Genomic DNA, 25,755 nt, shown 5'->3' on the forward strand with positions numbered 1-25,755 from the left:
TCTAAGTATTGTATATAGTATAATTAAATATATATAACAATTATAAAACACTGATTGTATTGACTTCTTTAATATGATTTCTATATATATTGTACCACGCACATTATGTATACCGTGGTATCTTAAAAAGAGCATATTATATTTTATTCTATTCTTTAAATAAGATAAATTTAAATTCTGTTAATTAATCAACTATCTTTTAACAACAAAAATGAGTAATTATATTACAGCACTCACATTTATTTGTTTAAATATTTGTTAATAATTTTTGTATCATAAAACAACAAACATAAGTGCTGGAAGAAATCTGCAAACACAACCGTAGTTAAAATATTTATTCTTAACAAAAAAAAGAAACCACACATATATTTAAATACTCTTAATGAGTACATTCAATAAACACTTCTATTTATATTTCATACGTATACTATGAAAACAGAGTATGTGCGTCTTAACATCATTTTAATATTACTTTAAATAATAATATTGTTATTTCCCATAAAAAATATATATAACATATATAGATATATTACGATTAATATAAAAATACTAAATTTAATACTTTTTTATTTCATATAATGGAAATTCTGTAAATAAGATATCATTATTTTTCTCATTTACTTCTATCATTGAACCGTATTTATTCCAACATCCTAGCACTATTATTCTAAAAACATTTTTTTTAGATCTGTAAATCTTATGAATCGCAGGTTGATGAGTATGCCCGTGAATCATAATATCCGCATGATTTTGAATTAACATATCTGTAGCTATTTTTAAATTAATATTTAATTTTTTTTTTGATTTATATTTTGTATGTTGTAAGCAACATGAACGTATAGCACTGAATATTCGTGAGCGTATAGATAATGGTAACGATAAAAATAATCGCTGTACTATAATATGACGTAAAAATTTTCTAAATAATTGATATGAATTATCATTAGCACAAAGAATATCTCCATGTAAAATGATTATTTTTTTTCCTGATGCTAATTTTAAAACTTGATTAGAAGATAATAACGTCATTCCACATGCTCTAGCATACCTCTGTCCTAATAAAAAATCATGATTTCCATGAATAAAATAACACGAAATTCTTCTTTGATTTAACGCTTTCAAAGCTTTGGCGATGCTAATATGTAATAGATTATAATCATCATCTCCTAACCAAGTTTCAAACAAGTCTCCTAAAATATAAAGAGCTTTAGCACGCACTGCGCGATAACTTAAAAAACGTAAAAACCCATCAGTAATATATGGAGATTTAGTAGATAAATGAACATCTGAAATAAATAAAATAGACATGTACGCACATATTGAATAATAATGGGTGTTACTAATATTACATGTTTAACATTCCAGATCAAGACTATTTGTTAAAAATTTAATAATTAAATAAAACACTTATATAAATAAACACTGCGCTATATACAAGTATAGTGTACGGAATTAAGTCGTGTCATATAATTATCAATTATAATTATACTGACTATGCAAGCAATAAACATTGTCATATACTTATGATTAAGATAGTATATGTTATGTTTTGCATATGAAAGCAATGATTCCAAATACTCAACTAATTAGATTAAAGTATGATACTGATTGAAGATCCTAATAAATCTAGGAGGTTTATATACACTAAAGACCAATATATCGCCGAGTATATTGTATAGAATAAATTAAAATGCTTAAAATTTTTAATACCTTAACAAAAAAAAAAGAAAAGTTTATACCTATTAATGCTGGTAAAATTAAAATATATGTTTGTGGTGTTACAGTCTATGATTTATGCCATCTCGGACATGCCAGAACATTTATAGTATTTGATAGTGTTATTCGTTATTTACGTCATTGCGGATATCAGGTGGATTACGTCCGAAATATTACAGATATAGATGATAAAATTATAAAAAGAGCTTATGAAAATAATGAAACTACCGAACAATTAACGAATCGTATGATTCAAGAAATGCATTTAGATTTTGATGCATTAAATATATTACGCCCAAATTATGAACCAAAAGTAACTGAACATATTGATATAATCATTAAATTTATTTGTTTGTTAATTTCAAAAAAACACGCATATACTGCTCCTAATGGAGATATAATGTTTTCTGTGGAAACTATGCACAATTATGGCGTTTTATCTAACAAAGAAAATCCACCTAAAATACATGATAATATCTTAAAAATACCAAATATAAAAAAAAACCCTATGGATTTTGTATTGTGGAAAAAAACAACATCTTATAATAATAAACCAGGTGAGCCGTGTTGGTCATCTCCATGGGGATTAGGACGTCCAGGATGGCACATTGAATGTTCAGCTATGAATTATTCCATTTTCGGTAATCAAATAGATATTCATGGTGGAGGATCAGATTTAATTTTTCCACATCATGACAACGAAATTGCTCAATCCGTATGTGCTCATGAGACTTCTTATGCGAATATATGGATGCATTCTGGTCTTCTGTTGTTAAACTATGAAAAAATGTCAAAATCATTGAATAATTTTTTTACCATACGCGATATTTTAAAACATTATGATCCTGAAACAATAAGATTTTTTTTAATGTCTGCTCATTATCGTAGTCAATTAAAGTATAACGACAATAATCTTAAAAATGCGCAAACATCTTTAAAACGGCTATACATAGCTTTGCGAGATACTAATCCTACAATCCAACCTAATGGAGGAGATAATGAAGGAGAATATTTTATATCAAAATTTATTTCTAAAATGAATGACGACTTCAATACACCAGAGGCATACTCAGTATTATTTGATATAGCACATAGATTAAATAATTTAAAAATTAAAGGTCATTCACCACTTGCTCAAGGTATGGCAGCTACCTTAAAATACTTAGCAAATATTATCGGATTATTACATCAAAATCCAGAGATTTTTTTAAAAAAAATAACATTAAAAAATAATACAAATCGTCATTTTGAAAAAATTCAAAAATTAATTCAATGCCGCGAAGTTGCACGAAAAAATAACCAATGGGAATTAGCTGATAGCATACGAAAAAAATTAACCGTTATGGGAATAACATTAGAAGATGGGCCTACAGGAATAACGAAATGGCATTTCAAATAAAATAAATAGTAATAAAAATAATTAAAAATGGAATAAACAAAAATTATCTTACTAAATGATGGTCATCATAAGCTTGTAAGGTATTCTGAATCAGTGTTACTACCGTCATTGGACCTACTCCACCCGGAACAGGAGTAATGTATGCAGCTCGTTCGTAAGCACTAGAAAAGTGAACATCACCCACTATATTTCCGTTATTTAATCGATTAATACCAACATCTATGACTATAGCCCCTTGTTTTATCCAACTACCAGGAATAAAATTTGCTTGACCTACCGCCACAATTAATAAATCAGCATTTTCAATGTATATTTTCAAATTTTGAGTAAAACGATGAGTAACAGATACCGTACAGCCTGCCAATAATAATTCCATAGTCATAGGCCGACCAACGATATTTGATGCTCCAACTACAACCGCATGTAATACAAACATATCTATATTATACCATTCTAACAAAGTAATAATACCTCGAGAAGTGCAAGGACGTAATGTAGGAGATCGTTGACATAAACGCCCGACATTATATGGATGAAAACCATCTACATCTTTATCAGGAGCAATATGTTCTAAAACATTTATTTTATTTAATTTATTTGGTAATGGCAACTGAATTAAAATACCATCTATACGATTATCATTATTTAAAGTTTCAATTAATTGAAAAATCTCATTTTCAGTAGCCGTAATAGGTAAAGTATAAAGAAATGAAATTAAACCCACTTGTTCACATGCTTTTTTCTTATTAGTTACATATATCTGAGAAATTGGATTATGTCCTACTAGAATCATAGCCAAACCTGGAGCACGTTTTCCGGAATTCATATTTTTACGCACTTGTTTAGCTATTTTTTGTTTTATTTTTTCAGAAACATATTTACCATCAATTATCTTAGCGGTCATTTTAAAATATATCCAATGAATTATATATTAACACGATGATATTATTTTCTGTAATATATATTACTATTAATTTTAAATTATATACTTTCTCTAAGCATATATTTCTTAAAAGAAAATATTTGATCTAATAAGATATCTCGAAAAAAGAATAATTATTTAGTAAAATATACAAGTAACGCGCCCTTAACTCAATTGGATAGAGTAACAGCCTTCTAAGCTGTAAGTTATAGGTTCGAATCCTATAGGGCGCATATCATCATATGTAATTGATCACACCAATTACATAAATCAGTCTTAATTAAATAATTCATATAACATGATTTAATAAAAATGTGTATACTTGATAATATATGCTTTTGATTTAATAAAAATAGATTTTTAATAAATAATAGTATCAAGCATATTTCATTAGTATAGTAAAAATATCATGATATTAGGAATTGTTTTTGCTGTAATCTCAGGATTATTATGGGGATTGATTTTTATAGGTCCTTTATTAATACCAGAATATCCCAGCATATTACAAGCATCAGGTCGTTATATTGCGTTTGGATTAATTTCATTGCCATTATCATGGTGCGATAGAGCACATTTACGCAAATTATTATTAAAAGATTGGTTAGAAGCAATAAAATTAGTTTTAACAGGTCATATAATATATTACACTTGTTTAACAAGTGCTATTCAACGCATCGGTGTTCCAATTTCAACTGCTATTATCGGTACATTACCTCTAATGTTAACTGTAACAACACATATCATTTCTCCTAATGAACAAAAATTACCAAACCATACTTTGCTAATATCATTGTTTTTAATGGGAACGGGATTATTATGTGTAAATATTTCTGAATTGCGAGATGAGTTCTTTATACTTAATATATGGCAATATGTAAGCGGAATAATTTTGGCAATTGTTTCTGTTTTATGTTGGGCATGGTATGCATTAAGAAATGCACATTGGTTAAAAACACATCCACACAATAAGCCCATGACTTGGGCTAATGCGCAAGGCATGGTTACGTTACCACTATCGTGTCTCGTTTATTTTTTTGTATGTATCTGGTGTTCGGATCTGATCCAAGATGAATTTGCATTACCCTTCGGGCCTAGACCGATTTTTTTTATTTTTTTGATGGTATTAATTGGATTCTGTTGTTCTTGGTTAGGAACATTCTTTTGGAATGAAGCTAGCCAAAGATTACCAACAACATTAATAGGACCATTAATTGTGGTAGAAACTGTAGCAGGTTTAATATATTCATGCATACATCAACAATTATGGCCATCTCCCTTAATTTTAATTGGAATGTTCTTACTAATTTCTGGAGTTACATGTATCATGAAAATTCGCAAGAACACACACTAAAATAATTTTTTAAAAATTACTGATCTTTAAATAAATAATTAGAAGAATTCTGTTAAAACAGAGCATGTCATTTTAATTTACAACAAATAAAACTCATGTACGCGCCAAATCAACTATAATTAATAATAAATGGTGACAATACTCCTACATACAATTATTTAATACATTTATTATTTATATAAGTTCAAATCCATTTACCTGTCGATAACGCATATTTATTTACCCATGTAATGTCATTACAATGTTATTACATATTAATTAGATTATGTGCGCATGAATCTATTATATCATATCATTTTTTAATATTATTCATATTAAATTATTATATTTATATTAATTATTATTTTTTATTTTTTGAAAAACCCATGTGGCGTATACACCTGTATTTTTTTAGATTTTTAAATTTTTCACAAAATTAATGATATTTATAATAACGTTGATAACGTATTATATAGCTTTTTCTAATTCATAAAATTTTGGAAATCATTTTTCTGTGCCCGTTTATTGACATAACAATGCCAAATCCTGCCATTAATACTAATAAAGATGAACCACCGTAACTTATTAACGGCAATGGAATCCCTACTATTGGTAGTAGACCGCTAACCATACCAACATTTACGAATATATACATGAACAGTACTAACATAAAACTTCCAATAATTAATCGCCCAAACATATGCTGCGTGTTGATAGCAATAAGGAGTCCGCGCAGTATAATCCCTAAATATAACGACAATAATATTAATATCCCAAAAAATCCTAGTTCTTCTCCTATCACTGAAAAAATAAAGTCAGTATGACGTTCTGGTAAAAATTCTAACTGTGATTGTGTCCCATGTAGCCATCCTTTTCCAGTAAAGCCACCTGAACCGATAGCAATTTTTGATTGAATAATATGATACCCGGCGCCTTGCGGATCGATTTCTGGATGTAATAATATCTCTATTCTAGATCTCTGGTAATCGTGCATACAAAAAAACCAAAATATAGGAGCAAATAAAACCATGAGTAATAATGTGAACACAATTAATTTCCAGCTAATTCCAGATAAAAATAGTGCAAAAAACCCAGAACTAACTGTTAAAATTGCTGTGCCTAAATCTGGTTGTAGCAACATAAATATGGTAGGAATCATAATTAATAATAGTACAATACCAACATTTTTTAAGGATGGAGGATGCTGCTCTCTATCAATATAACGCGCTACCATGAGCAAAACAGAAATCTTAACTATTTCTGATGGCTGAAATCTTATAATACCAAAATCTAACCAACGTTGAGCTCCTTTGCTAATTTGACCAATCATATTGACTGAGATTAATAATATAAGACATAAAAAATATATATACGGTGTCCAAAATTCATAAGCTCTGGGTGGAACTTGTGCTAAAAAAAACATCAACAATAACCCTCCTATAATTTGAAACACTTTTAGTCGCATCATTTCAAAATTTTGACCACACGCGCTCCACATTATGAAAATTCCGTATAATAATAAACCAATAATTAATAGAAATAATGTTAAATCAATATGGTATCTATTCCATAATGAATTTTTCCGAATAATTTGACTCATGATGTATTACGATAACTAGTTAGATTGACAAAATAAATAAAAAATAACTCAATTAAATGTTTATTTATTGCAATAAGACATAATCAAATATTTTTCTTGTAATTGATCCTATTGATACTCCAATCCTAGCGTTTTCTAAAATTACTACCACAGCTACCGTGGGATTTTCGTATGGAGCGAAAGCAGTCATTAATTTATGATCCCTAAGAGATTCAGAAATCTTACTTGGATCATAATTTTGATTACTTTTTAAATTAAATAATTGTGCTGTACCAGATTTGGCTGCTGCTTTATATGAAGTGCCAGAAAAACTCCCACTTACTGTGCCATTTGGACGATTGGCTGCTCCAAACATTCCATCTTTAGCTATTTTCCATACATTTGATTTCGGGTCACCTACCTGGTCACATTCCGTTTGATGGTATGGAACACAATTTTTTTCTAATAAAACACTATCAAGTAAATGTGGAATGCGCACGTTACCGTCATTAATTAAAGTAATTAAAGCTTTAGACATTTGTATAGGAGTAGCGGTCCAATACCCTTGCCCGATTCCTACCGGTATCGTATCTCCTTGATACCATGGTTGATTAAAACGTTGTATTTTCCATGCCTTAGTCGGCATCACGCCAGTTAATTCTTCGAACAGATCGATACCAGTATATCTACCATACCCAAATTTATTCATCCATTCTGATAAATTATCTATTCCCATTTTGTAGGCTATTTGATAAAAAAAAGTATCAGAAGATTCTTCAAGAGCTTTCGTAATATTTAATTCTCCATGCCCCCAACGTTTCCAATCACGAAAACGTTTTTCTGAACCTGGTAATTGCCACCAACCAGGATCAGAAAATAAAAAATTCTGATTAATCACCCCCAATGTTAAAGCAGATACAGAAATATAAGGTTTTACTGTAGATGCAGGAGGGTACACCCCTTGGGTGGCACGATTAAGTAAAGGGCAATTGTTATCCTTTAATAAAATACTATATTCTGTATTGGAGATACCGTCAACAAACAAATTTGGATTATAACTAGGATGCGAAATTAAAGCCTGAATTCCTCCGTTTCGAGGGTCAACAACTATTACAGAAGACCGATTTCCTACTAATAATTTTATAATATACTGTTGTAAATTCAAATCTAATGTTAAAACAATATTTTTTCCTGGTATCGGAGATTTTTTATATAATTCTCTAATCACTTTCCCGCGATTATTTATTTCTACAGCTCCATATCCTGGCGTCCCATGTAAAATATTTTCGTAATAGCGTTCAATACCTAATTTTCCTATATTAGGAGCTGCAACATACTTACCCAAAATACCCTGCTTATTCAATCTTTTTATATCTTCCCCGTTAATTTTAGCGACGTATCCGATAACATGAGTTACATCGGATCCATAAGGATAGTAACGACGTTGATAACTTTTGATTGTTACCCCGGAAAACCTAAATCTATTAACAGCAAATCGAGCTTGTTGTTCTTCCGTTAAATCAATTTTAATAGGTAACGAAACAAATTGGGTAGAACGTTTCCGATTTTTTTCAAAACATTCTATATCATGATCACTTAAATTTAGTAATAATTTCAACTCATGAATCGTATGGCTTAAATCAATTGTATTCTCCGGAACTATTTCTAATTGGTAAATAGTACGATTTAATGCTAAAGCTATTCCATTACGATCGTAAATAATTCCTCTTTTAGGTGGAATAGGAATAATCTTAATACGATTTTCATTAGAACGAGTAGTATACATATCAAAATGAATTATCTGTATCTGATATAGATGAATAAATAAAATGCCAATGATCAATAATACAAAAACAGATGCAATTGTTATACGACGTGCAAACAACAACGACTCAGCTGAATAATTATGAAAAATTTGATGACCATTGGACTTCATTGAATCAAAATTTATCTATATCTAATATTAATTATCGATATAAACAATTATACACTTATTTAATAGATGCATTGCTATGTATGCGTAATACTGTGTCCTAAACAGACATTTATAATTTATGTTAGTTCCAAAGCTTCTCTAATTCATATAATTTACGAATTTCTTTTTGCATTACATGTATAACTAAATCACCTAAATCTACTAAAACCCATTCACCAATGCTCATACCTTCTGCGCCATAAGGCTGTAACCCTAAACTACGGGATTTACGCAATATCTCTTGAGATATAGAAATTACATGACGACGAGACATACCAGTACAAATAATCATAATATCTGTAATATTAGTTTTACCAGACATATCGAAGCACGCGATATCTTGTCCCTGTATATTATATATAACATTAACTATAAATTCTTTAAGAACATCGGATTGCACAATTTAATGCCTAAATATGTGTTTAGGTGTGATTTTTCTATTGTTTTAATATACAGATAATGTATGGTATTTGATTAAATAATACAATAATTATCTTATCAATTCTTAATTTTTAAGATAAATGTGAAACTATAACACATTGTTAATTCTAAAAAACAACATTATAAACCTACTTTTACTGTAGAAATATAGTAAATAGCAAATTATTATTGTGTTTTGTTGTTTTTATACAGTCTAAATAAAAATGTTATTCCGTTAAATATTCAATTATCACACGTATAATCGTACTAAATATGCACGATATCATTATTTTATTTCATAAGAATTATAAGTTTTTCAATATATACTCACATATATAACAATATATATGTGACACATGTACATATGACTATTTTTAATAAAAAATTTAAAAATTATTTTAAACACATCAATATAATCAATCAAAATCATTAATATCTTTATTGTAAATTATTTTTGATAAAAAACACATGTATATATTTGTATATAAGCATTTATTTTTAAATAAATAATTATCTCAAATCATCTAATAAATAAGATTTATAAAAATTTTATTATAAAATATGGCTAATGTATTTAGATTAAAATAGCTATTTAAGCGAAACCTTCTTATCGTAACATAAGATGAGTGATAATAGTTCAAAACTTGATCGTGACAAAACAATATAATCCTTTTTATATATTAATTCTATTTGCACTAATAATTCTATTGCTTGATATAATTGGTATAAATTTAACCGATTAACAGCTCTAGATAACAACATACAATGATACTTTCTATATATTTTATATTTTTTTAACAAATTAAATAATGATTTTCCTTGCACCATATTGTATTTCATGTTAGTTATCATCAGTATTTCAGATTTAATCCTGCATAATAATAGTTCTAAATCGACACCTATATATTCCAATTTTCTTAGAATACGATCAGCACGTTGTTTGTTGCCCGTTAAAATCGATTCTATCCAATGATTCATATTAAAACATGCTGAATCAGTTACTATTTTTTTTACACGAATAAAATTTAAATTTCCATCAGGATAGATTAAAGACAGATTCTGCAACGTTTGATTTAATAATGTTAAATTACCTTCATAATAATAACATAATAATTGACAAGCTAAATTTTCTATAACAAGTTTCATATTTTTAGCTTGATTTTCTATCCACATTATCAAACGTGTATGCGTAGGAGTGCTGCAATCAACGAATATTCCTATTTTTTTAAAACATTGTAACCAAATATTATTTTTATTAATTTGATTCGATTCATGAATATGTAAAATTAATACTAAATCATCATGAAGAAATGAGAACAATAAAGGCACTTTTTTTTTTAAAATAGCAACAGGATAATTTTGAGGAAATTTCAGTGATAATATTCTGCGTTTTTCAAATAAACTTGATATTCTGAACAAATTAAATATATTCTCCCAATCAGAATACATATCCAACGCTATATTAACAGATTCATTGAAATTTAGCATTCTGGCTGTATTAACAATATTTAGATAACTATCTCCTAAAAAATAAGAATCATTCCCTAATAATACATAAACAGATCTCAATTCTTTTTTCAATTCTATACACAATTGTTCTGGGTATATCCAAATCATAATATATTTTTGATGGTGAAATAAAAATTTTATATTAAATATAAAAAATTATTTTACAACATATCCTAACTAAAATCTTCACATCGCAGAAATAATTGATATATTAGCTGTTGAGCTGCATCTCGATATATTTCTTTACGAATATCATTTTCTTGGATGTCATTAAATAAAGCTTTTTCAGGATTTTTTATAAGTGAACGATACACGTAAACACTGATGGGGTAATAATTTCTGTTTGGAATGAATAAATGAGTTTGTATACTCAATGTCAATTGATATCCAGCTTCTTTTCCGTTCTGAAATACAGAAGTGGTTATATGTTTTTCTGAAGCATTGATGATATTTAAACGAGGAATTTGTGCCTCTCGTGTACACACATTACTATGTAAATCATTTAAATCATCAAAAATATCAATACGACTTGCGTGTAACTCAGTCATTATAGCTCGATTTATCGGACCAAATGGGTCATAACTACATAATATTATGGATCTTATATTATTTTTCCGTAATTTTTTTAAGGTTGTATCTGTATATAATTGATAACCACAACTTGTACAGATAATCACAGTCAAAATACTTACAATCATTAAAAAAATTATTTTTTTTATATAAGCAATGTCCAACATATTACTATTTTGCAATAATATTGATTACTCTATTTGGAACATAAATTATATTGTTTATTTTTTTTCCAATAAGATATTTATTTAAAACTCCCTCTGTTTCTAATAATTTAGAAACTACATTCTTATCACTATTTAATGGTACAAAAATTTTATGTCGCATCTTTCCATTAATTTGTACTAGAACGAGCGTTCTGTCATTTTGTATCGCTTGTGTATCTACAATAGGCCATGTTGCATTATCGATATCTTCAGATCCTCCTAAAGCCTTCCATAAAATAAAACTAATATGTGGAGTAAATGGATATAGTAGCCTCACTATTACTAATAAAGCCTCTTGTAATACCGCTCTATCTTGCATGCTTGTTTTAGGAGCATTGTATAATTTTTTTACTAATTTCATAATAGCTGATAAAGCAGTATTAAATGATTGCCTACGATCAATATCGTCAGTAACTTTTTCTATGGTTTTATGTACATTGTATCGAATAAATTTTTGCGCATGATTCAGTATTACAACATTTAATGCATCTACAGGTCCATCTTGGATATGATAATATATTAAGTTCCAAATACGTTTAAGAAAACGCTGTGCGCCTTCTATGCCAGATTCTTTCCATTCCAACGGTGCTTCAATTGGAGCAGCAAACATTATAAAAAACCGCACCGCATCTGCTCCATATTTTTCAATAATTATATTTGGATCAATACCATTATTTTTTGATTTTGACATTTTACACATTCCATCATAAATTAAATCACGTCCATTTTTATCAATAGCTTTGACAATGCCTCCTATTCTGTCTCGTTTTATTGTAACATGAGTTGGATCTACCCATATATGTTGGCCATTAGGAGACACATAATAAAAAGAGTCTGCTAATACCATACCTTGACATAATAAACGTATTGCAGGTTCGTCGGAATATACTAATCCTTCATCACGCATTAATTTGTGATAGAATCGAAAATATAATAAATGCATAATAGCATGTTCAATTCCACCTATATATTGATCAACTGGCAACCAATAATTAGCAGCATGCACATTTAACATAGCCTCATTATAATGAGGACAAGTATAACGAGCATAATACCAAGATGACTCCATAAAAGTATCAAAAGTATCAGTATCACGAATGGCTGTTTGCCCTTTATAAGTAGTTTGAATCCAGCTAGGATACATTTTTAAAGAATTATCGACATATCCATCGTTACTTTTTTGTATAGTTGACATATTCTTTGGAAGAATTACTGGTAATCGATCTAACAGTACTGGCTTAACAACACCATTAGATAATGTTACCATAGGGATAGGAACCCCCCAATAACGTTGACGCGAAATACCCCAATCTTTTAAGCGATAATTAACTTTATATTGAGCGACACCACGCGCAATTAACGATTTGACAATCGCGTTAGACGCAGTACAAGAACTTAATCCATCAAATTCACCAGAATTAAATAATATCCCATCACAAATCTTTTCTTGCGCTTGCATCGCAATATTTGGTGTAATTGTATCCAGATTCTTTATAACAGGTTTTATTGGTAGATTATATTTATAAGCAAATTCCCAATCTTGTTGATTATGAGCTGGAATTGATATAGCTGCTCCCATTCCATCACACTCCATAGGTATTACAAAATTGGCGACCCAAATTGGTAATTTACTATTAGTAATCGGATGTATCGCATAGATATGAGTAGGCATTCCCATTTTTTCAAAATAAAAAACATTTTTTTTGTTTAATTTAGTATAAAAATCGTCATTTTTTTGAATAAAATGAGCTACATTTAAATCAGTTTTTGCCACCTGCAATGCTATTGGATGATCTGTAGATATGACTAAATAAGTAATTCCCATGAAAATATCTAATCGAGTCATGTATATTGTTAACGTATCATTAGAATTTTCAATTCTAAAAGTAACATTTACGCCTTCTGAACGCCCAATCCAATTTCGTTGCATAATTTTTACTTGTTCAGGCCAATGCGCTAATTGATCTAATCCATGTAACAATTGATCCGCATAATTAGTAATTCTTATAAACCATTGCGGAATTCTTTTATATTTTACAGGGGTATGACAACGCCAACAGCAATTATTAATAACTTGCTCATTAGCCAAAACCGTTTTATGATATGAGCACCAATTTACTGATGCAGTTTTTTTATATACTAAACCTTTTTTATATAACACAGTAAAAAACCACTGTTCCCATCGATAATAGTCTGGGTGACAAGTTATAAGCTCTCTATTCCAATCATAAGCAAAACCTAATGATTGCAATTGACTTTTCATATAATTAATATTAGAGTATGTCCAGATTGATGGGTCTGTATTATTTTTAATTGCAGCATGTTCTGCAGGTAATCCAAAAGCATCCCATCCTATAGGTTGTAATACATTTTTTCCAAGCATACGTTGATATCGAGAGATTACATCTCCAATTGTGTAATTGCGTACATGCCCCATATGTAATTTTCCAGATGGATAAGGAATCATAGATAAACAATAATATTTTTCTTTATTACTGTCTTCTGTGACTGCAAAAGTCTTGTTTTTATACCAACGTTTTTGAACAGCACTTTCAATATCGCTTGGAGAATATGATTTATGCATAATAAATATCACAATAAATTAAAAAATGTTAATTAATTAATAATTGTAGTTAATTACAAATATTAATTTTTTCTAAATAAACATTGTTTTTATCCAATAAAAATAACAAAGTATATAACAATATATACGTAATTGATAATATTTAATCAATTTTATTTCTTATTTTATAAGAAATGTTTATTTTAATACCTAATAAAAAGTGTAGCCATGTATCTCTTTGAGATCTCTATGTAATTAGATACTGAGCATTTTGAAGATTTGATAAAAATTTTTTTAAATTATATATAATTTTTGCATTTAAAAATTAGAAATATATATATAATAATGCCCAGAAAAAAACCGGATCCAAATTTTGCATATGGTGTTAAACCTGTGGTTGGAATGACCTTGTCACTAAGTACCGAAGAAATGAACTGAGGCAGTTGTGCTTGCAGAGAACCATCTGCATTAACAATCGCGGTAATTCCATTATTTGTGCTACATAATAAAGGTCTTCCTAATTCTAGAGCACGCATACGAGCCATTTGGAAAAACTGCCACGGTCCAATAGACCGACCGAACCATGCATTATTTGCAACAGTTAATAAAAAATCAGTATCAGATTTAAAATTGTCACGTATTTGTTTACCAAGAATTATTTCATAACAAATAGCAGTAGTCATTTTTACGAACGACACACTCAATTGTGGTTGAAAATAACAACCTTCTTGCATAAAAGGCACAGGCACATTAAAAAGATTCAGTAATGGTTTAAAAAATCTCTGAAATGGCAACTTTTCAGACCATAACACTAAATGATGTTTATCATATCTATTGCGATTCGGATATTTATAGGATTCAGATTCTCCTAGTACTATAACACTATTATAGTAATGATAATAGTTTTGAATGTAACGTATTCCAATAATTCCGGTAATTAAATTCGTTTGAAATTGTCTACATTTATGATCTAATAATGTTAAAATTGTATTATGCTCAATTTCATTTCCCGGGATAGCTGATTCAGGCCAAATGACTATTTTTGTTTTGCCAAGTAAAGGTAAAGTATGGTTTATATATGTCTGCAGTATTTTTTCTACATAATTAGAATTCCATTTTATATGTTGATCAACATTACCTTGTACCAAAGAAACGTGAATAGCGCGTTGTGGCTGAAAATGATACCATTGTATTCGCGTTAAGGGTGATAACAATAATAATATTCCGAAAGATATGATTAATGACGATAATTGCGCTCTTTTGATAGAAAGAGCTAATAATCCACTGATTAAAATAAGAGTAAATGTAATACCTTCTACACCAAAAATAGGAGCAATACCTTTTAAGGGGCCATCAATTTGACTATATCCAAATTGTAACCATGGAAACCCGGTGAGCAGATACCCCCTGATATATTCAACAATTGACCATATCACTGGAGCAGCGCTTACTGCTGACCATATAGTTGTATATGATTGCATCAGCGACAATAAAACAGAAAATAATATAGGAAACAGTATCAGATATAACACCAAAAAAACAATTAATAAAATATTGATACAACTACACATATTACTAAATTGGTCTATACTTATGTAGATCCATTGTAATCCGCTACCAAAAAATCCAATACCCCAAAAAAATGTATTCCATGCGGCTTTTTTCCATGTAGAATCTAAAATTGTTTTTAAAAAAACAGTTAAGGAAATAATACTAGCTGGCCAAAAATTATATGGAGAAAACCCTAAAATACCGAATGCTCCAAATAACAACACTGTAAAAAACCCAAAATATTGTTTATATTTATAATATGTAGTAACAACAAAAATCATGTCTACAAATTATTTTCTTTAGGTGTATATAATGAGTTGTTGGGAATTTGTACGAGTAATTGCACAATACGATGACTGTCTATAAGTGTAACTTTAAATTTGTAGCCCAAAATATCAATAGATTCCCCATTTGTAGGTAAATGCCCGAAAGATTGCATAATAAAACCTCCAATAGTGTCTATTTCTTCATTATGAAAACAGGTGTTAAACATTTTATTAAAATCTGCAACAGGGGTTAATGCATTAATAATAAAAGTATGTTGGTTTATTTGACAAATATTAAAACTATCTTTATTATCGTATTCATCTTCAATCTCACCAACAATTAATTCTAATATGTCTTCAATGGTAATCAGTCCAGACATTCCTCCAAATTCATCTATTACAATAGCCATATGACAGTGTTGTAGACGAAATTCTTGTAACATTCTATCTACGCCTTTCTGTTCTGGCACTACCATTGCTGGACGTAAAATTTTATCAATACTACATGGTTGTGATTGTTTTAGTATGAATGGTAATAAATCTTTAGCAATTAAAACACCCTTAATTTTATCCTGATTACCATATAACACTGGGAACCTAGAATGAGCAGATTCTATAATAATGTTAAGTTGTTCATCCCAAGACTGGGTATTTTTCAAAAAAATAATTTGCGCCCTAGGTACCATAACATCTCTAACTTTTTGTTCAACAATATCCATAACCCCTTCTAACATATCTCGAGTATCTGAATTTATCAAAGAATTCTGTTCAAAATCACGTATTAAATTTAATAAATCATTGCGATTTTTAGGACTACTATGAAAGAGATGATGTAATATAAAGGTGAAAAAACTTTTTTTACGAATAGAATTAACGTTCTCCTCTGAATTATTATTATTCATAATATTATTTATTATATCTTATAAAAATTTTATTATCTATGTGCAACATGACAACACGTTCGATATCCACATTGCTGAAGTATATTTCTTTCTACTCGTTGCATTAATATAGCTTCTTTGTCCACAATATGATTGTACCCTAACAAATGTAGTGATCCATGAATTATCATATGCGCCCAATGTGATCTACCAGGTACATTTTTTTCTTTAGATTCGGATTCTATGATCTGGCGACAAAGCACTACATCGCCAAGTAATGGGGATTTCATTCCCAATGGGGGCGTAAAGGGAAATGATAAAACATTAGTAGGGCAATCTTTTTTTAAATAATACCAATTTAAATAGTGCATCTCTTTTATATCGACTATACGTATAGTTAATTCTATTTTTTTTTTATATATAGAAAATATAGCAGATACCCACGACTGAAACATTTTCCGATTAGGTAATCCATGTAAATTTTTACATGCTAATTGCAAATCGATAATCACTTGGTTATTTGTCATCTATTATCCTTAGTTATAATAATAATTATTAATCGCTACTATTTGTTTTATTTATACTTTAATTTACAATTATTCTCATGCATATCTGTATATCTTATGATGTATATTTAAAATTTTTTCTCATCCCATGCTTCGTAAGCATCTATTATGCGACTTACTATTGCATGACGTACCGAATCTTCTTTAGTAAAAAAATTAAAACTAATATCTTTAATTACGGATAAAACTTTAATGGCATGTGTTAAACCAGATGATTGATTAGATGGTAAATCAATTTGAGTGATATCTCCAGTGATAATTACTGTAGAATGAAATCCAATTCGGGTTAAAAACATCTTCATTTGAGTAATAGTTGTATTTTGACTTTCATCAAGAATAATGACAGAATCATTTAATGTGCGTCCGCGCATATAAGCTAACGGAGCTACTTCTATTATATTTTTTTGTATCAATTGATCTACTCTTTCACGCCCAATTATATTAAATAAAGCATCATATAATGGACGCACATAGGGATCAGATTTCTGATTAAGATCGCCCGGTAAAAAACCTAATTTCTCTCCTGCCTCAATAGCAGGACGAGTTAAAACAATATATTTATTTTTTTTACGCTCTAATAAATCTACTGCAGCAGCTATAGCTAGATACGTTTTCCCAGTACCTGCAGGTCCTATTCCAAAAGTGATATCATGATTAAAAATATTATAAATATACTTTGATTGGTTTTTTGTACGAGGTTTTATTGTCCCATTTTTTGTTTCAATTTGTATCAAAGTATTACGAGTTTTTTTTGTATATTTATATTGAGTTTGTAATATTTGGATTTGTTTAATAGTCAAATATACTTGCTCTGGATCAATGTCATGAATCACACCACATTTGGTCTCGGTATCCGAATATAAAGACACCAAGGCATTAGTGGCAGCATTAACTGATACTGATGCTCCTATTAATCTAAAAAAATTATCACGCCTATTGATAGTAATATTCAATTGCGATTCTAATTGTTTCAAATTATCATCAAAAGGTCCGCATAGACTGATCAAACGTTTATTATTTGCTGGTTGTAATCTAATTTCTTTAGTTTCTAAATTCAAAAATTACCCCTAAATTAATCAGAATAAAAACAATTGATAGTAATACTTACATTGAATCAAGACATTAAATGTAATATATAACATTATTTAGAAATAAAAAATCTATCATCATAAGCTATGAAAAACTTTCAATATATACACGTTTTTAAATACATGCTTTAAATTTTAAAAATAAACAATAATAAGTATAACAACATATTAAAAATACAGATAAAAATTAACTTAATTTACTAATATAAATTAATAAATCAGTAATATAACTGAAAGTTAAAATAATTGCAATCATATGTCAAGGACATATGATTGCAATTAAATCTTTAAATTTTTAAATATTTATTTAATTTGAAATTTCTATGTGTTATATGCCCGATTACTTACTGAAATTAATATTCGCTTGCATAAAATCTTAACATCATATAAAAATATACTTATATACAGTTTAACCTTTATGTAGATCATAAAATATTATGAATAAATTATTCTGTGATGTATTAATATTTGGTGCTGGTATTATAGGGGCATCTTTAGCATTACGTCTTTCTAAATCTGGCATTAAAGTAATCATAGTAGATCATACACATCCTGTTCCAATGAAAAAAAAAACCGCATATTCGAGTTGCTGCTATTAATTATGCTTCAATAGAATTTTTAAAACAAATTAATATATGGAAAAAAATTCCTTCTAATTTTTGCACGCCATATCACCGCCTAGAAGTATGGGAATGCCCATCATCAAAAGTAATTTTTCATTCCATGTCTGCAGGAGTATCCTTGATGGGGTGCATTATTGAAAATAATCGGTTACAATTAGCACTTTGGGAAGATTTCGTAAACTTCAAAACAATAACATTATATTGCCCATCCATATTAGTATCCACACATTATGACGGATTTTGTTGGCGATGCATTCTTGATAATGGTGCCGTAGTTATTAGTCGTTTATTAATAGGAGCTGATGGAATTTATTCTCAAGTTCGAAAAATATTAGGAATCGGGGTAATTGGTTGGAAATATCGTCAATTTTGTATGTTACTCACCATTAAAACAGACAAATGTAAAAATGGAACAATTTGGCAAATATTTACTCCTTGGGGTCCCATAGGATTTTTGCCTCTATATAATCATTGGGGATCATTAATGTGGTACAATACTCCTGAGCGTATTCAGGAGTTACAACAATTACCTGTAGCAATGTTGGAAAAAAAAATCGAAAATAATTTTCAAAAACAACTAGGTAACATTAAGTTACACAATATGACTGTAGTTCCATTAATTCGTCAATGTGCATACAACTACGTAACTTCAGGAGGTGCATTAGTTGGAGATGCGGCACATTCTTTGCACCCTTTAGCAGGGCAAGGAATAAATTTAGGACTTCGGGATGTCATGAGTTTATCCCGATTACTAATTAATTCGCGTGTTTTTGACGAGTATTCGAGTATTTCAGAGGTGTTGATATCCTATCAAAAAAGCCGTAAATATGACTCTTTCCTTATGCAATCATGCATAGATTGGTTATACGTTGTTTTTCATAATAATTACTTGCCATTAAAAATAGCCAGGAACATTGCATTTATGACAGTTGAGCGTTCCTTATATTTAAAAAGAAAAGTATTAAAATATGCTTTAGGCATATAAGAGTATATATACAGTATTGCATACATATATCAAATGTAGAGAGATTCTAAATCTATCTTGAATTTAATTATAAAAATAAATTTTTATACTTATATTACTACAACGCATTATACATGTAAAAATGATTCTTACTTAAATATATTTTGATTGTTCATTTTTAATAATCATTAATAAAACATGATATAAACGTTGAAAACGCAACATTTTTATATTTGTTATTCGAGTTCAATAACATGAAAATCCACTGGGGCACCAGGATTCGAACCTGGGAATGACGGGATCAAAACCCGCTGCCTTACCGCTTGGCTATGCCCCATTTATCATAATATGCTTACTCATGTATATTTTTATATTTATTTATGTATTTCTTGTGTATAGTCACTTAAATAAACAACATACGGGAGGCGAGATTTGAACTCGCATACTTCTCAGTATCAGATCCTAATTCTGACGCGTCTACCTATTTCGCCACTCCCGCTTTGTACCTATCTGATTATATAAATAGCTACGACGGGATTTGAACCTGTGACCTCAGCATTATGAGTGCTGCGCTCTAACCTACTGAGCTACGTAGCCAATATTTTTAATTATCCTATGTTATGATCCCATTACGAACTGAAACACATAAACTCATACTACATTATGCAATAATTATAAAATATCCGTCAACTTTCTTTTATGAATATAAAATGGATATATTTTTAGTTATTATGTAAACTTATAATTTTATTAAAAAAATTATAAAATTATATGATTTACTTTATGAGCGCCCTCATATAAAAATAACTATAATTTAAGTGATTTGAAAATAAAAATAAAATATTTCTGCATAGAAATATATATTACGAAGCTATTCCATATAATAATTCAACCTTGTTCATATATGAACATGGTAACATATAATTTGTAGTAATAAAAATTTAAAATTGTTAGTTTAATACAAAAAATTATTAATGAGATAAAATTCCATCAGGGATGAACATTTATTTAAGCATATGTCTATGTAGTCGGATTTATGGCAATGATGTATTCACTATTTTTCCGTTAACTATGGTTTTTTTTATTTGATAGTCTGTGTTAAAAACAGTTAAATTAGCAATCTTATTTATTTCTAAGCTACCTAAACAATAGTCCATTCCGATAGCTTTGGCTGGATATAAGGTAGCCATACGCACAGCTTCATCTAATGGTATTCCAGCATATTTAACACTGTTTTTTATTGCTTGAATCATGGTTAAAGTCGATCCACTAAGTGTGCCTTTACTATCCACACATATGTTATTATGATGATATATGGTTTTGTTAGAAAAAAGAAATCGGGATCTAATTTTATTAGATCCCGCAGGACTAGTGGCATCAGTTACTAAAATTAAACGATCTCCTTTAATTTTTTTAGCATATCTAATATTAGCCCAATGAACATGCAATCCGTCTGCTATAACACTGCAATATATTTCTGGCACATCAAAAATAGCTCCGATAACACCAGGTTCACGAGCAATTAACGGGGGCATAGCATTAAATAAATGGGTTCCAAAACTAACACCGTATGAGAAACTAAATCGTGCTTGTTCATAAGTAGCATTAGAATGTCCAATTGCAACACAAATACCCGATTTTTTTAATTTTTGAATAAATGTCATATCTAATTGTTCGGGAGCAAGAGTTATTTTTCTGATAACATCACTATTTTCACACAGATAATTTATCATCTCGTTTGTCGGACAACGAATCAATATCGGGTTATGTATGCCTCTTTTTATAGAGTTTAAGAATGGCCCTTCCAAATGTAATCCTAAGGCCTGATTTTTATTTTTAGATAAAAAAACACGCATGATATCAATAGCTCGTTGCATCAGAACATTATTACTAGTAATCAACGTTGGAAGAAAACTAGTACACCCTGAAAATTGATTAGTTTCCTGCATTTTTTCAAGCGTGCATATTGATATTGCATTTATATGATCGTTGAATTGTACGCCGCCGCACCCATTAATTTGTAAATCTATAAACCCAGGCGTCAATAAAGATCCTGATAAATCATGTACATCTATGTTTTTAGGCAACTCGCTACTCAAACAAATAGCTTTAATAACATTTTCAGAAACGATAAGCGCATGATTTTCAATAATTTCCTTACCAGTGTATATCGTACTATTAATTAAAGCATACATATTTTAGAAATTACATTATGACTTTCTGATTATTTATTTCTAGTTCTCGAAAATACTTGACCGTTTTCATTTTTAATTCCATAGTTGATAGCTCATCGCATACTAATACTGATTTAGGATGTAACTGTAGACAACTAATAGTCCACATATGATTAACATTGCCTTCAATTGCTGCTTGTACTGCCGCTGCTTTATTTATTCCAGTTGCTATTATTATTATTTCTCGTGACTCCATTAATGTAGCAATTCCAATAGTTAATGCAAATTTAGGGACAGAATCAATATTATTATTAAAAAACTTAGCATTTGATACACGAGTTTCTTTACTTAAGTTTTTCAGTCTGGTGCGCGATGTTAAAGAAGAGCCAGGTTCATTGAAAGCAAGATGTCCATCACTACCAACCCCCCCTATCAACAAACGAATACCCCCATATAATTTTATTTTTTCTTCATATCGTTGACATTCATCTTTAACATTATTGGTATTTCCATTTAAAACGTAGACATTTTCTTTAGGAATATCAACATGATCAATAAAATTTGTATGTATAAAAGTATAATAGCTTTTTAAATCTGTATGAGATAAACCAAGATATTCGTCCATAGTAAATATTACTACATATTTAAAACTTACTTGATTAGACCGATGCAGCGCTATAATATTTTTATAAGTCTTGATTGGAGTTCTTCCTGCAGGTAAACCTAATACAAACGGATTGTCGATGGTAGGATGAAAAGAATTAATACGGCAAACAACGTAGTGCGCAACCCATTGAGCAACGTGATCAGAGGTATCTAAAAATATAACTCTCATATAAAGATCCTTGTTTAATTGAGCTATTAATAAATCATCCTATATTAGTTAAAAACTAATAAAACACTATACATATATATACATATATGGTTAATTGCGAACCTGATGCGATTTCTTTTTTAAAATTAAAGATAATAATTTTATTAGCACAGTACTATACTGATAATAAATTATAGAAATAAACTTACCTCATGAGATAATTCGTTCCTTACGTGCTCCAGTAATTGTCGAACAATTATGTATATCAACATATGATCATTTGCACAATTGTCACAATACTTAAATACATGCGTTTATCTCCATTATGTAACCATTCCTGTATACTTATTAAAAAATTACATATTCCTGCGCATTACAACCGTCTTTAAATAAAGATTTACGATTAATTTATTTTAAAAAAACGTTATCTTTCTCATAATAAAGTTAACACAAATATATTCTATACAGAAGTATTAAAATTTACAACAACAAAGTAACGTTTATATTATTCTCAATTTGAGTAACAATGCAGATCTACATAATTACCTACTTATTGATCTAAAAAAATAATTGCAAGGACCATAATGTCTTCACGAAAATATATAGATATCAATCTATATTGGCTTGGATACGTAAAATATGACATCTTAATTATAAAAACAGAATCTATTATTATTTGATTTGTATTGTAGCTATTCTAGGAATATATTTAGATTTAAGATAATAATTATAACGCTGTTAAATATTTTCAAATTTTAATTAATGAACTTGTCAATATATTATGTATGTGCATATTATTATTGTCATATAGAATGATATTTTTTAAAAATTTTTATATTTTTATGTAATAATCTTAATTCGATATCATTATTTAAATCAATGAAGATATGTTATCTACGGATTAGCAATGATGGTATATATTTAGAAAAGGATAAAAGAATGAAAATTCTTATGAATTATCGACCTAATTTTATTAACCATATTATTGATAAAGATTTGAAATCCAAGAAACATACTAATGTGCGCACACGATTTCCTCCAGAACCTAATGGATATTTACATATCGGACATGCTAAAGCTATTTGCCTCAATTTTGGTATTGCTCAATATTATCATGGTCAATGCAATTTACGACTTGATGATACCAATCCAGAAAAAGAACACAAAGAATATGTTGAAGGTATAAAATATGATATTCAATGGCTTGGATTTATGTGGCACGGAGATGTACATTATTCATCCGATTATATTGAAGAATTGTATGATTATGCTATCAAATTAATTAAAAAGGGTCTAGCATATGTAGACGAATTATCCATAGATGAAATTAAAAAATACCGGGGAACATTAACACGTTCTGGTAAAAATAGCCCATACCGATCTCGTAGTATTAAAGAAAATTTAATTTATTTTTCTAAAATGCGAAATGGGGATTTTCTAGAAGGTAAGGCCTGTTTACGTGCTAAAATTAATATGGCCTCTCCTTCTATGGTGATGCGAGATCCGGTATTATATCGTATTAAATACACTCCACATCATCGCATTGGAAAAAATTGGTGTATTTATCCAACATACGATTTTAGTCATTGTATTTCAGATGCAATAGAAGGTATTACTCATTCTTTATGTACTTTAGAATTCCAAGAGAATCGCATTCTATATAATTGGATATTAAATAATATTGATATAAATACACACCCCGCTCAATATGAATTTTCTCGACTTAACTTAAAATATATAATCACATCTAAACGTAAACTTAATATATTAGTTACAAAAAACATAGTTGATGGATGGGATGACCCTCGAATGCCTACTATTTCTGGATTACGACGCAGAGGATATACAGCCAGATCAATTCGCGAATTTTGTCATCGTATCGGCATCAGTAAACAAGAAAGTCAAATAGAATTATCACTTTTAGAATCATGTATTCGTACAGATTTAAACAAACATGCTCCACGACTTATGGCAGTAATCAATCCAATGAAAATTATTATTAATAATTTACCTGTAGGATATGAAGAAAAAATAGAAATGCCAAATCATCCTAATAACTCTGATATGGGGGTGCGTCATGTCATTTTTAGTCAAGAAATTTTTATTGATCGTTTTGATTTTTGCGAAATATTAAATAACAATGAATGTTATAAATTAACTTTGGGGCAGGAGATACGATTAAGATACGCTTATGTCATAAAAGCAGAGGGTGTCAAAAAAGATAAAAATGGGAATATCATTTGTATTTACTGTAGTTACGATCCATTTACTTTACATAAAAACCCAGTAGATGGCAGAAAAATTACTGGAGTAATTCATTGGGTATCAGCAACAAGAAACATATCCGCTGAATTTCGTCTATATGATAAATTATTTATTCACCCCAATCCTGCTGTTGCAAGCAACTTGATTGCCAATATCAATCCTAATTCTTTAATAATTGCTCAAGGAGTTGTTGAAGAAAATATAATTCACTCTTATAGCTCTGGTCCATATCAAATCGAACGAGAAGGATATTTTATTCTAGACCATCATTATTCTAAAAAATCTTACCTAGTATTTAACAGAACCGTAACCTTAAAAGAATCTAAAAATTAGTAAAGAAATACACTCAAATTGTTACACAATTATATCTAGTT

The 25,755-nt window shown here is 29.1% G+C and carries 19 protein-coding genes and 4 tRNA genes; 6 read left to right on the forward strand and 17 right to left on the reverse strand.

Going from position 1 to position 25,755, the window contains the following annotated elements; genetic code table 11:
- Positions 1 to 555: 555 nt before the first annotated feature.
- Entirely contained in the window at positions 556 to 1,308 is a 753-nt protein-coding gene (locus BCHRO640_RS01550; protein WP_015344571.1) for a UDP-2,3-diacylglucosamine diphosphatase, read from the reverse strand.
- 382 nt (positions 1,309 to 1,690) lie between these two features.
- Here BCHRO640_RS01550 and cysS point away from each other — a divergent pair, with 382 nt between their 5' ends.
- A complete protein-coding gene (cysS, locus tag BCHRO640_RS01555) occupies positions 1,691 to 3,115 on the forward strand; it encodes a cysteine--tRNA ligase (protein WP_015344572.1) in 1,425 nt (474 codons plus the stop codon).
- Positions 3,116 to 3,158: 43 nt separating this feature from the next.
- Here the strand turns inward: cysS and folD are convergent, their stop codons facing one another.
- Positions 3,159 to 4,019 carry a bifunctional methylenetetrahydrofolate dehydrogenase/methenyltetrahydrofolate cyclohydrolase FolD gene (folD, locus tag BCHRO640_RS01560; protein ID WP_015344573.1) on the reverse strand — a complete coding sequence of 287 codons (861 nt, stop codon included), beginning with the start codon at positions 4,017 to 4,019 and terminating at the stop codon, positions 3,159 to 3,161.
- A 177-nt stretch (positions 4,020 to 4,196) separates the two neighbouring features.
- Between folD and BCHRO640_RS01565 the strand changes: the two genes are divergently transcribed.
- Positions 4,197 to 4,270 (forward strand) — tRNA-Arg (locus tag BCHRO640_RS01565).
- A gap of 176 nt (positions 4,271 to 4,446) precedes the next feature.
- Positions 4,447 to 5,388: a DMT family transporter gene (locus tag BCHRO640_RS01570; RefSeq protein WP_015344574.1), complete on the forward strand. Its 942-nt coding sequence runs from the start codon at positions 4,447 to 4,449 to the stop codon at positions 5,386 to 5,388.
- Between the two features lie 466 nt (positions 5,389 to 5,854).
- On the opposite strand, the gene rodA is transcribed toward BCHRO640_RS01570, so the two are convergent.
- The 10 genes from rodA to BCHRO640_RS01620 all read right to left on the reverse strand — a co-directional run bounded on the left by rodA (position 5,855) and on the right by BCHRO640_RS01620 (position 18,511).
- Positions 5,855 to 6,967, reverse strand: a complete 1,113-nt coding sequence (gene rodA / locus BCHRO640_RS01575) for a rod shape-determining protein RodA (protein ID WP_015344575.1) — start codon at positions 6,965 to 6,967, stop codon at positions 5,855 to 5,857.
- A 64-nt stretch (positions 6,968 to 7,031) separates the two neighbouring features.
- The gene (gene mrdA, locus BCHRO640_RS01580) at positions 7,032 to 8,882 is read right to left on the reverse strand and encodes a peptidoglycan DD-transpeptidase MrdA (RefSeq protein WP_011282854.1); all 1,851 of its coding nucleotides are present in this window, start codon (positions 8,880 to 8,882) and stop codon (positions 7,032 to 7,034) included.
- Between the two features lie 121 nt (positions 8,883 to 9,003).
- Positions 9,004 to 9,321 carry a ribosome silencing factor gene (gene rsfS / locus BCHRO640_RS01585; protein ID WP_015344576.1) on the reverse strand — a complete coding sequence of 106 codons (318 nt, stop codon included), beginning with the start codon at positions 9,319 to 9,321 and terminating at the stop codon, positions 9,004 to 9,006.
- 608 nt (positions 9,322 to 9,929) lie between these two features.
- On the reverse strand, positions 9,930 to 10,958 hold the full coding sequence (holA, locus tag BCHRO640_RS01590) for a DNA polymerase III subunit delta (protein WP_015344577.1): 1,029 nt from the start codon (positions 10,956 to 10,958) through the stop codon (positions 9,930 to 9,932).
- Positions 10,959 to 11,023: 65 nt separating this feature from the next.
- The gene (gene lptE / locus BCHRO640_RS01595) at positions 11,024 to 11,587 is read right to left on the reverse strand and encodes an LPS assembly lipoprotein LptE (protein WP_015344578.1); all 564 of its coding nucleotides are present in this window, start codon (positions 11,585 to 11,587) and stop codon (positions 11,024 to 11,026) included.
- 4 nt (positions 11,588 to 11,591) lie between these two features.
- Positions 11,592 to 14,210: a leucine--tRNA ligase gene (gene leuS, locus BCHRO640_RS01600; RefSeq protein WP_015344579.1), complete on the reverse strand. Its 2,619-nt coding sequence runs from the start codon at positions 14,208 to 14,210 to the stop codon at positions 11,592 to 11,594.
- Positions 14,211 to 14,488: 278 nt separating this feature from the next.
- Positions 14,489 to 16,021: an apolipoprotein N-acyltransferase gene (gene lnt / locus BCHRO640_RS01605; protein ID WP_015344580.1), complete on the reverse strand. Its 1,533-nt coding sequence runs from the start codon at positions 16,019 to 16,021 to the stop codon at positions 14,489 to 14,491.
- A 2-nt stretch (positions 16,022 to 16,023) separates the two neighbouring features.
- Positions 16,024 to 16,908 (reverse strand): CNNM family magnesium/cobalt transport protein CorC, encoded by an 885-nt coding sequence (corC, locus tag BCHRO640_RS01610; RefSeq protein ID WP_015344581.1) that lies wholly within the window; start codon positions 16,906 to 16,908, stop codon positions 16,024 to 16,026.
- A gap of 32 nt (positions 16,909 to 16,940) precedes the next feature.
- Positions 16,941 to 17,414 carry an rRNA maturation RNase YbeY gene (gene ybeY / locus BCHRO640_RS01615; protein WP_015344582.1) on the reverse strand — a complete coding sequence of 158 codons (474 nt, stop codon included), beginning with the start codon at positions 17,412 to 17,414 and terminating at the stop codon, positions 16,941 to 16,943.
- Positions 17,415 to 17,521: 107 nt separating this feature from the next.
- Complete coding sequence (locus tag BCHRO640_RS01620; protein ID WP_015344583.1) at positions 17,522 to 18,511, reverse strand: PhoH family protein; 990 nt, start codon at positions 18,509 to 18,511, stop codon at positions 17,522 to 17,524.
- A gap of 467 nt (positions 18,512 to 18,978) precedes the next feature.
- Between BCHRO640_RS01620 and BCHRO640_RS03375 the strand changes: the two genes are divergently transcribed.
- Complete coding sequence (locus tag BCHRO640_RS03375) at positions 18,979 to 19,140, forward strand: FAD-dependent oxidoreductase (protein WP_236608111.1); 162 nt, start codon at positions 18,979 to 18,981, stop codon at positions 19,138 to 19,140.
- 34 nt (positions 19,141 to 19,174) lie between these two features.
- Positions 19,175 to 20,149: an FAD-dependent monooxygenase gene (locus tag BCHRO640_RS01625; RefSeq protein WP_236608114.1), complete on the forward strand. Its 975-nt coding sequence runs from the start codon at positions 19,175 to 19,177 to the stop codon at positions 20,147 to 20,149.
- A gap of 244 nt (positions 20,150 to 20,393) precedes the next feature.
- Here the strand turns inward: BCHRO640_RS01625 and BCHRO640_RS01630 are convergent.
- The 5 genes from BCHRO640_RS01630 to nagB all read right to left on the reverse strand — a co-directional run bounded on the left by BCHRO640_RS01630 (position 20,394) and on the right by nagB (position 23,137).
- Positions 20,394 to 20,465, reverse strand: a tRNA-Gln gene (locus BCHRO640_RS01630).
- A gap of 80 nt (positions 20,466 to 20,545) precedes the next feature.
- Positions 20,546 to 20,627, reverse strand: a tRNA-Leu gene (locus BCHRO640_RS01635).
- A 24-nt stretch (positions 20,628 to 20,651) separates the two neighbouring features.
- A tRNA-Met gene (locus tag BCHRO640_RS01640) sits at positions 20,652 to 20,725 on the reverse strand.
- A gap of 437 nt (positions 20,726 to 21,162) precedes the next feature.
- Positions 21,163 to 22,323: an N-acetylglucosamine-6-phosphate deacetylase gene (nagA, locus tag BCHRO640_RS01645; protein ID WP_015344585.1), complete on the reverse strand. Its 1,161-nt coding sequence runs from the start codon at positions 22,321 to 22,323 to the stop codon at positions 21,163 to 21,165.
- Between the two features lie 10 nt (positions 22,324 to 22,333).
- A complete protein-coding gene (nagB, locus tag BCHRO640_RS01650; RefSeq protein WP_015344586.1) occupies positions 22,334 to 23,137 on the reverse strand; it encodes a glucosamine-6-phosphate deaminase in 804 nt (267 codons plus the stop codon).
- A gap of 918 nt (positions 23,138 to 24,055) precedes the next feature.
- On the opposite strand from nagB, the gene glnS reads away from it, so the two are divergent.
- Entirely contained in the window at positions 24,056 to 25,714 is a 1,659-nt protein-coding gene (gene glnS / locus BCHRO640_RS01655) for a glutamine--tRNA ligase (RefSeq protein ID WP_015344587.1), read from the forward strand.
- The last annotated feature ends 41 nt before the right edge of the window (positions 25,715 to 25,755 follow it).

It is taken from the genome of Candidatus Blochmanniella chromaiodes str. 640, from assembly GCF_000331065.1.
Classification (GTDB): domain Bacteria; phylum Pseudomonadota; class Gammaproteobacteria; order Enterobacterales; family Enterobacteriaceae; genus Blochmanniella; species Blochmanniella pennsylvanica.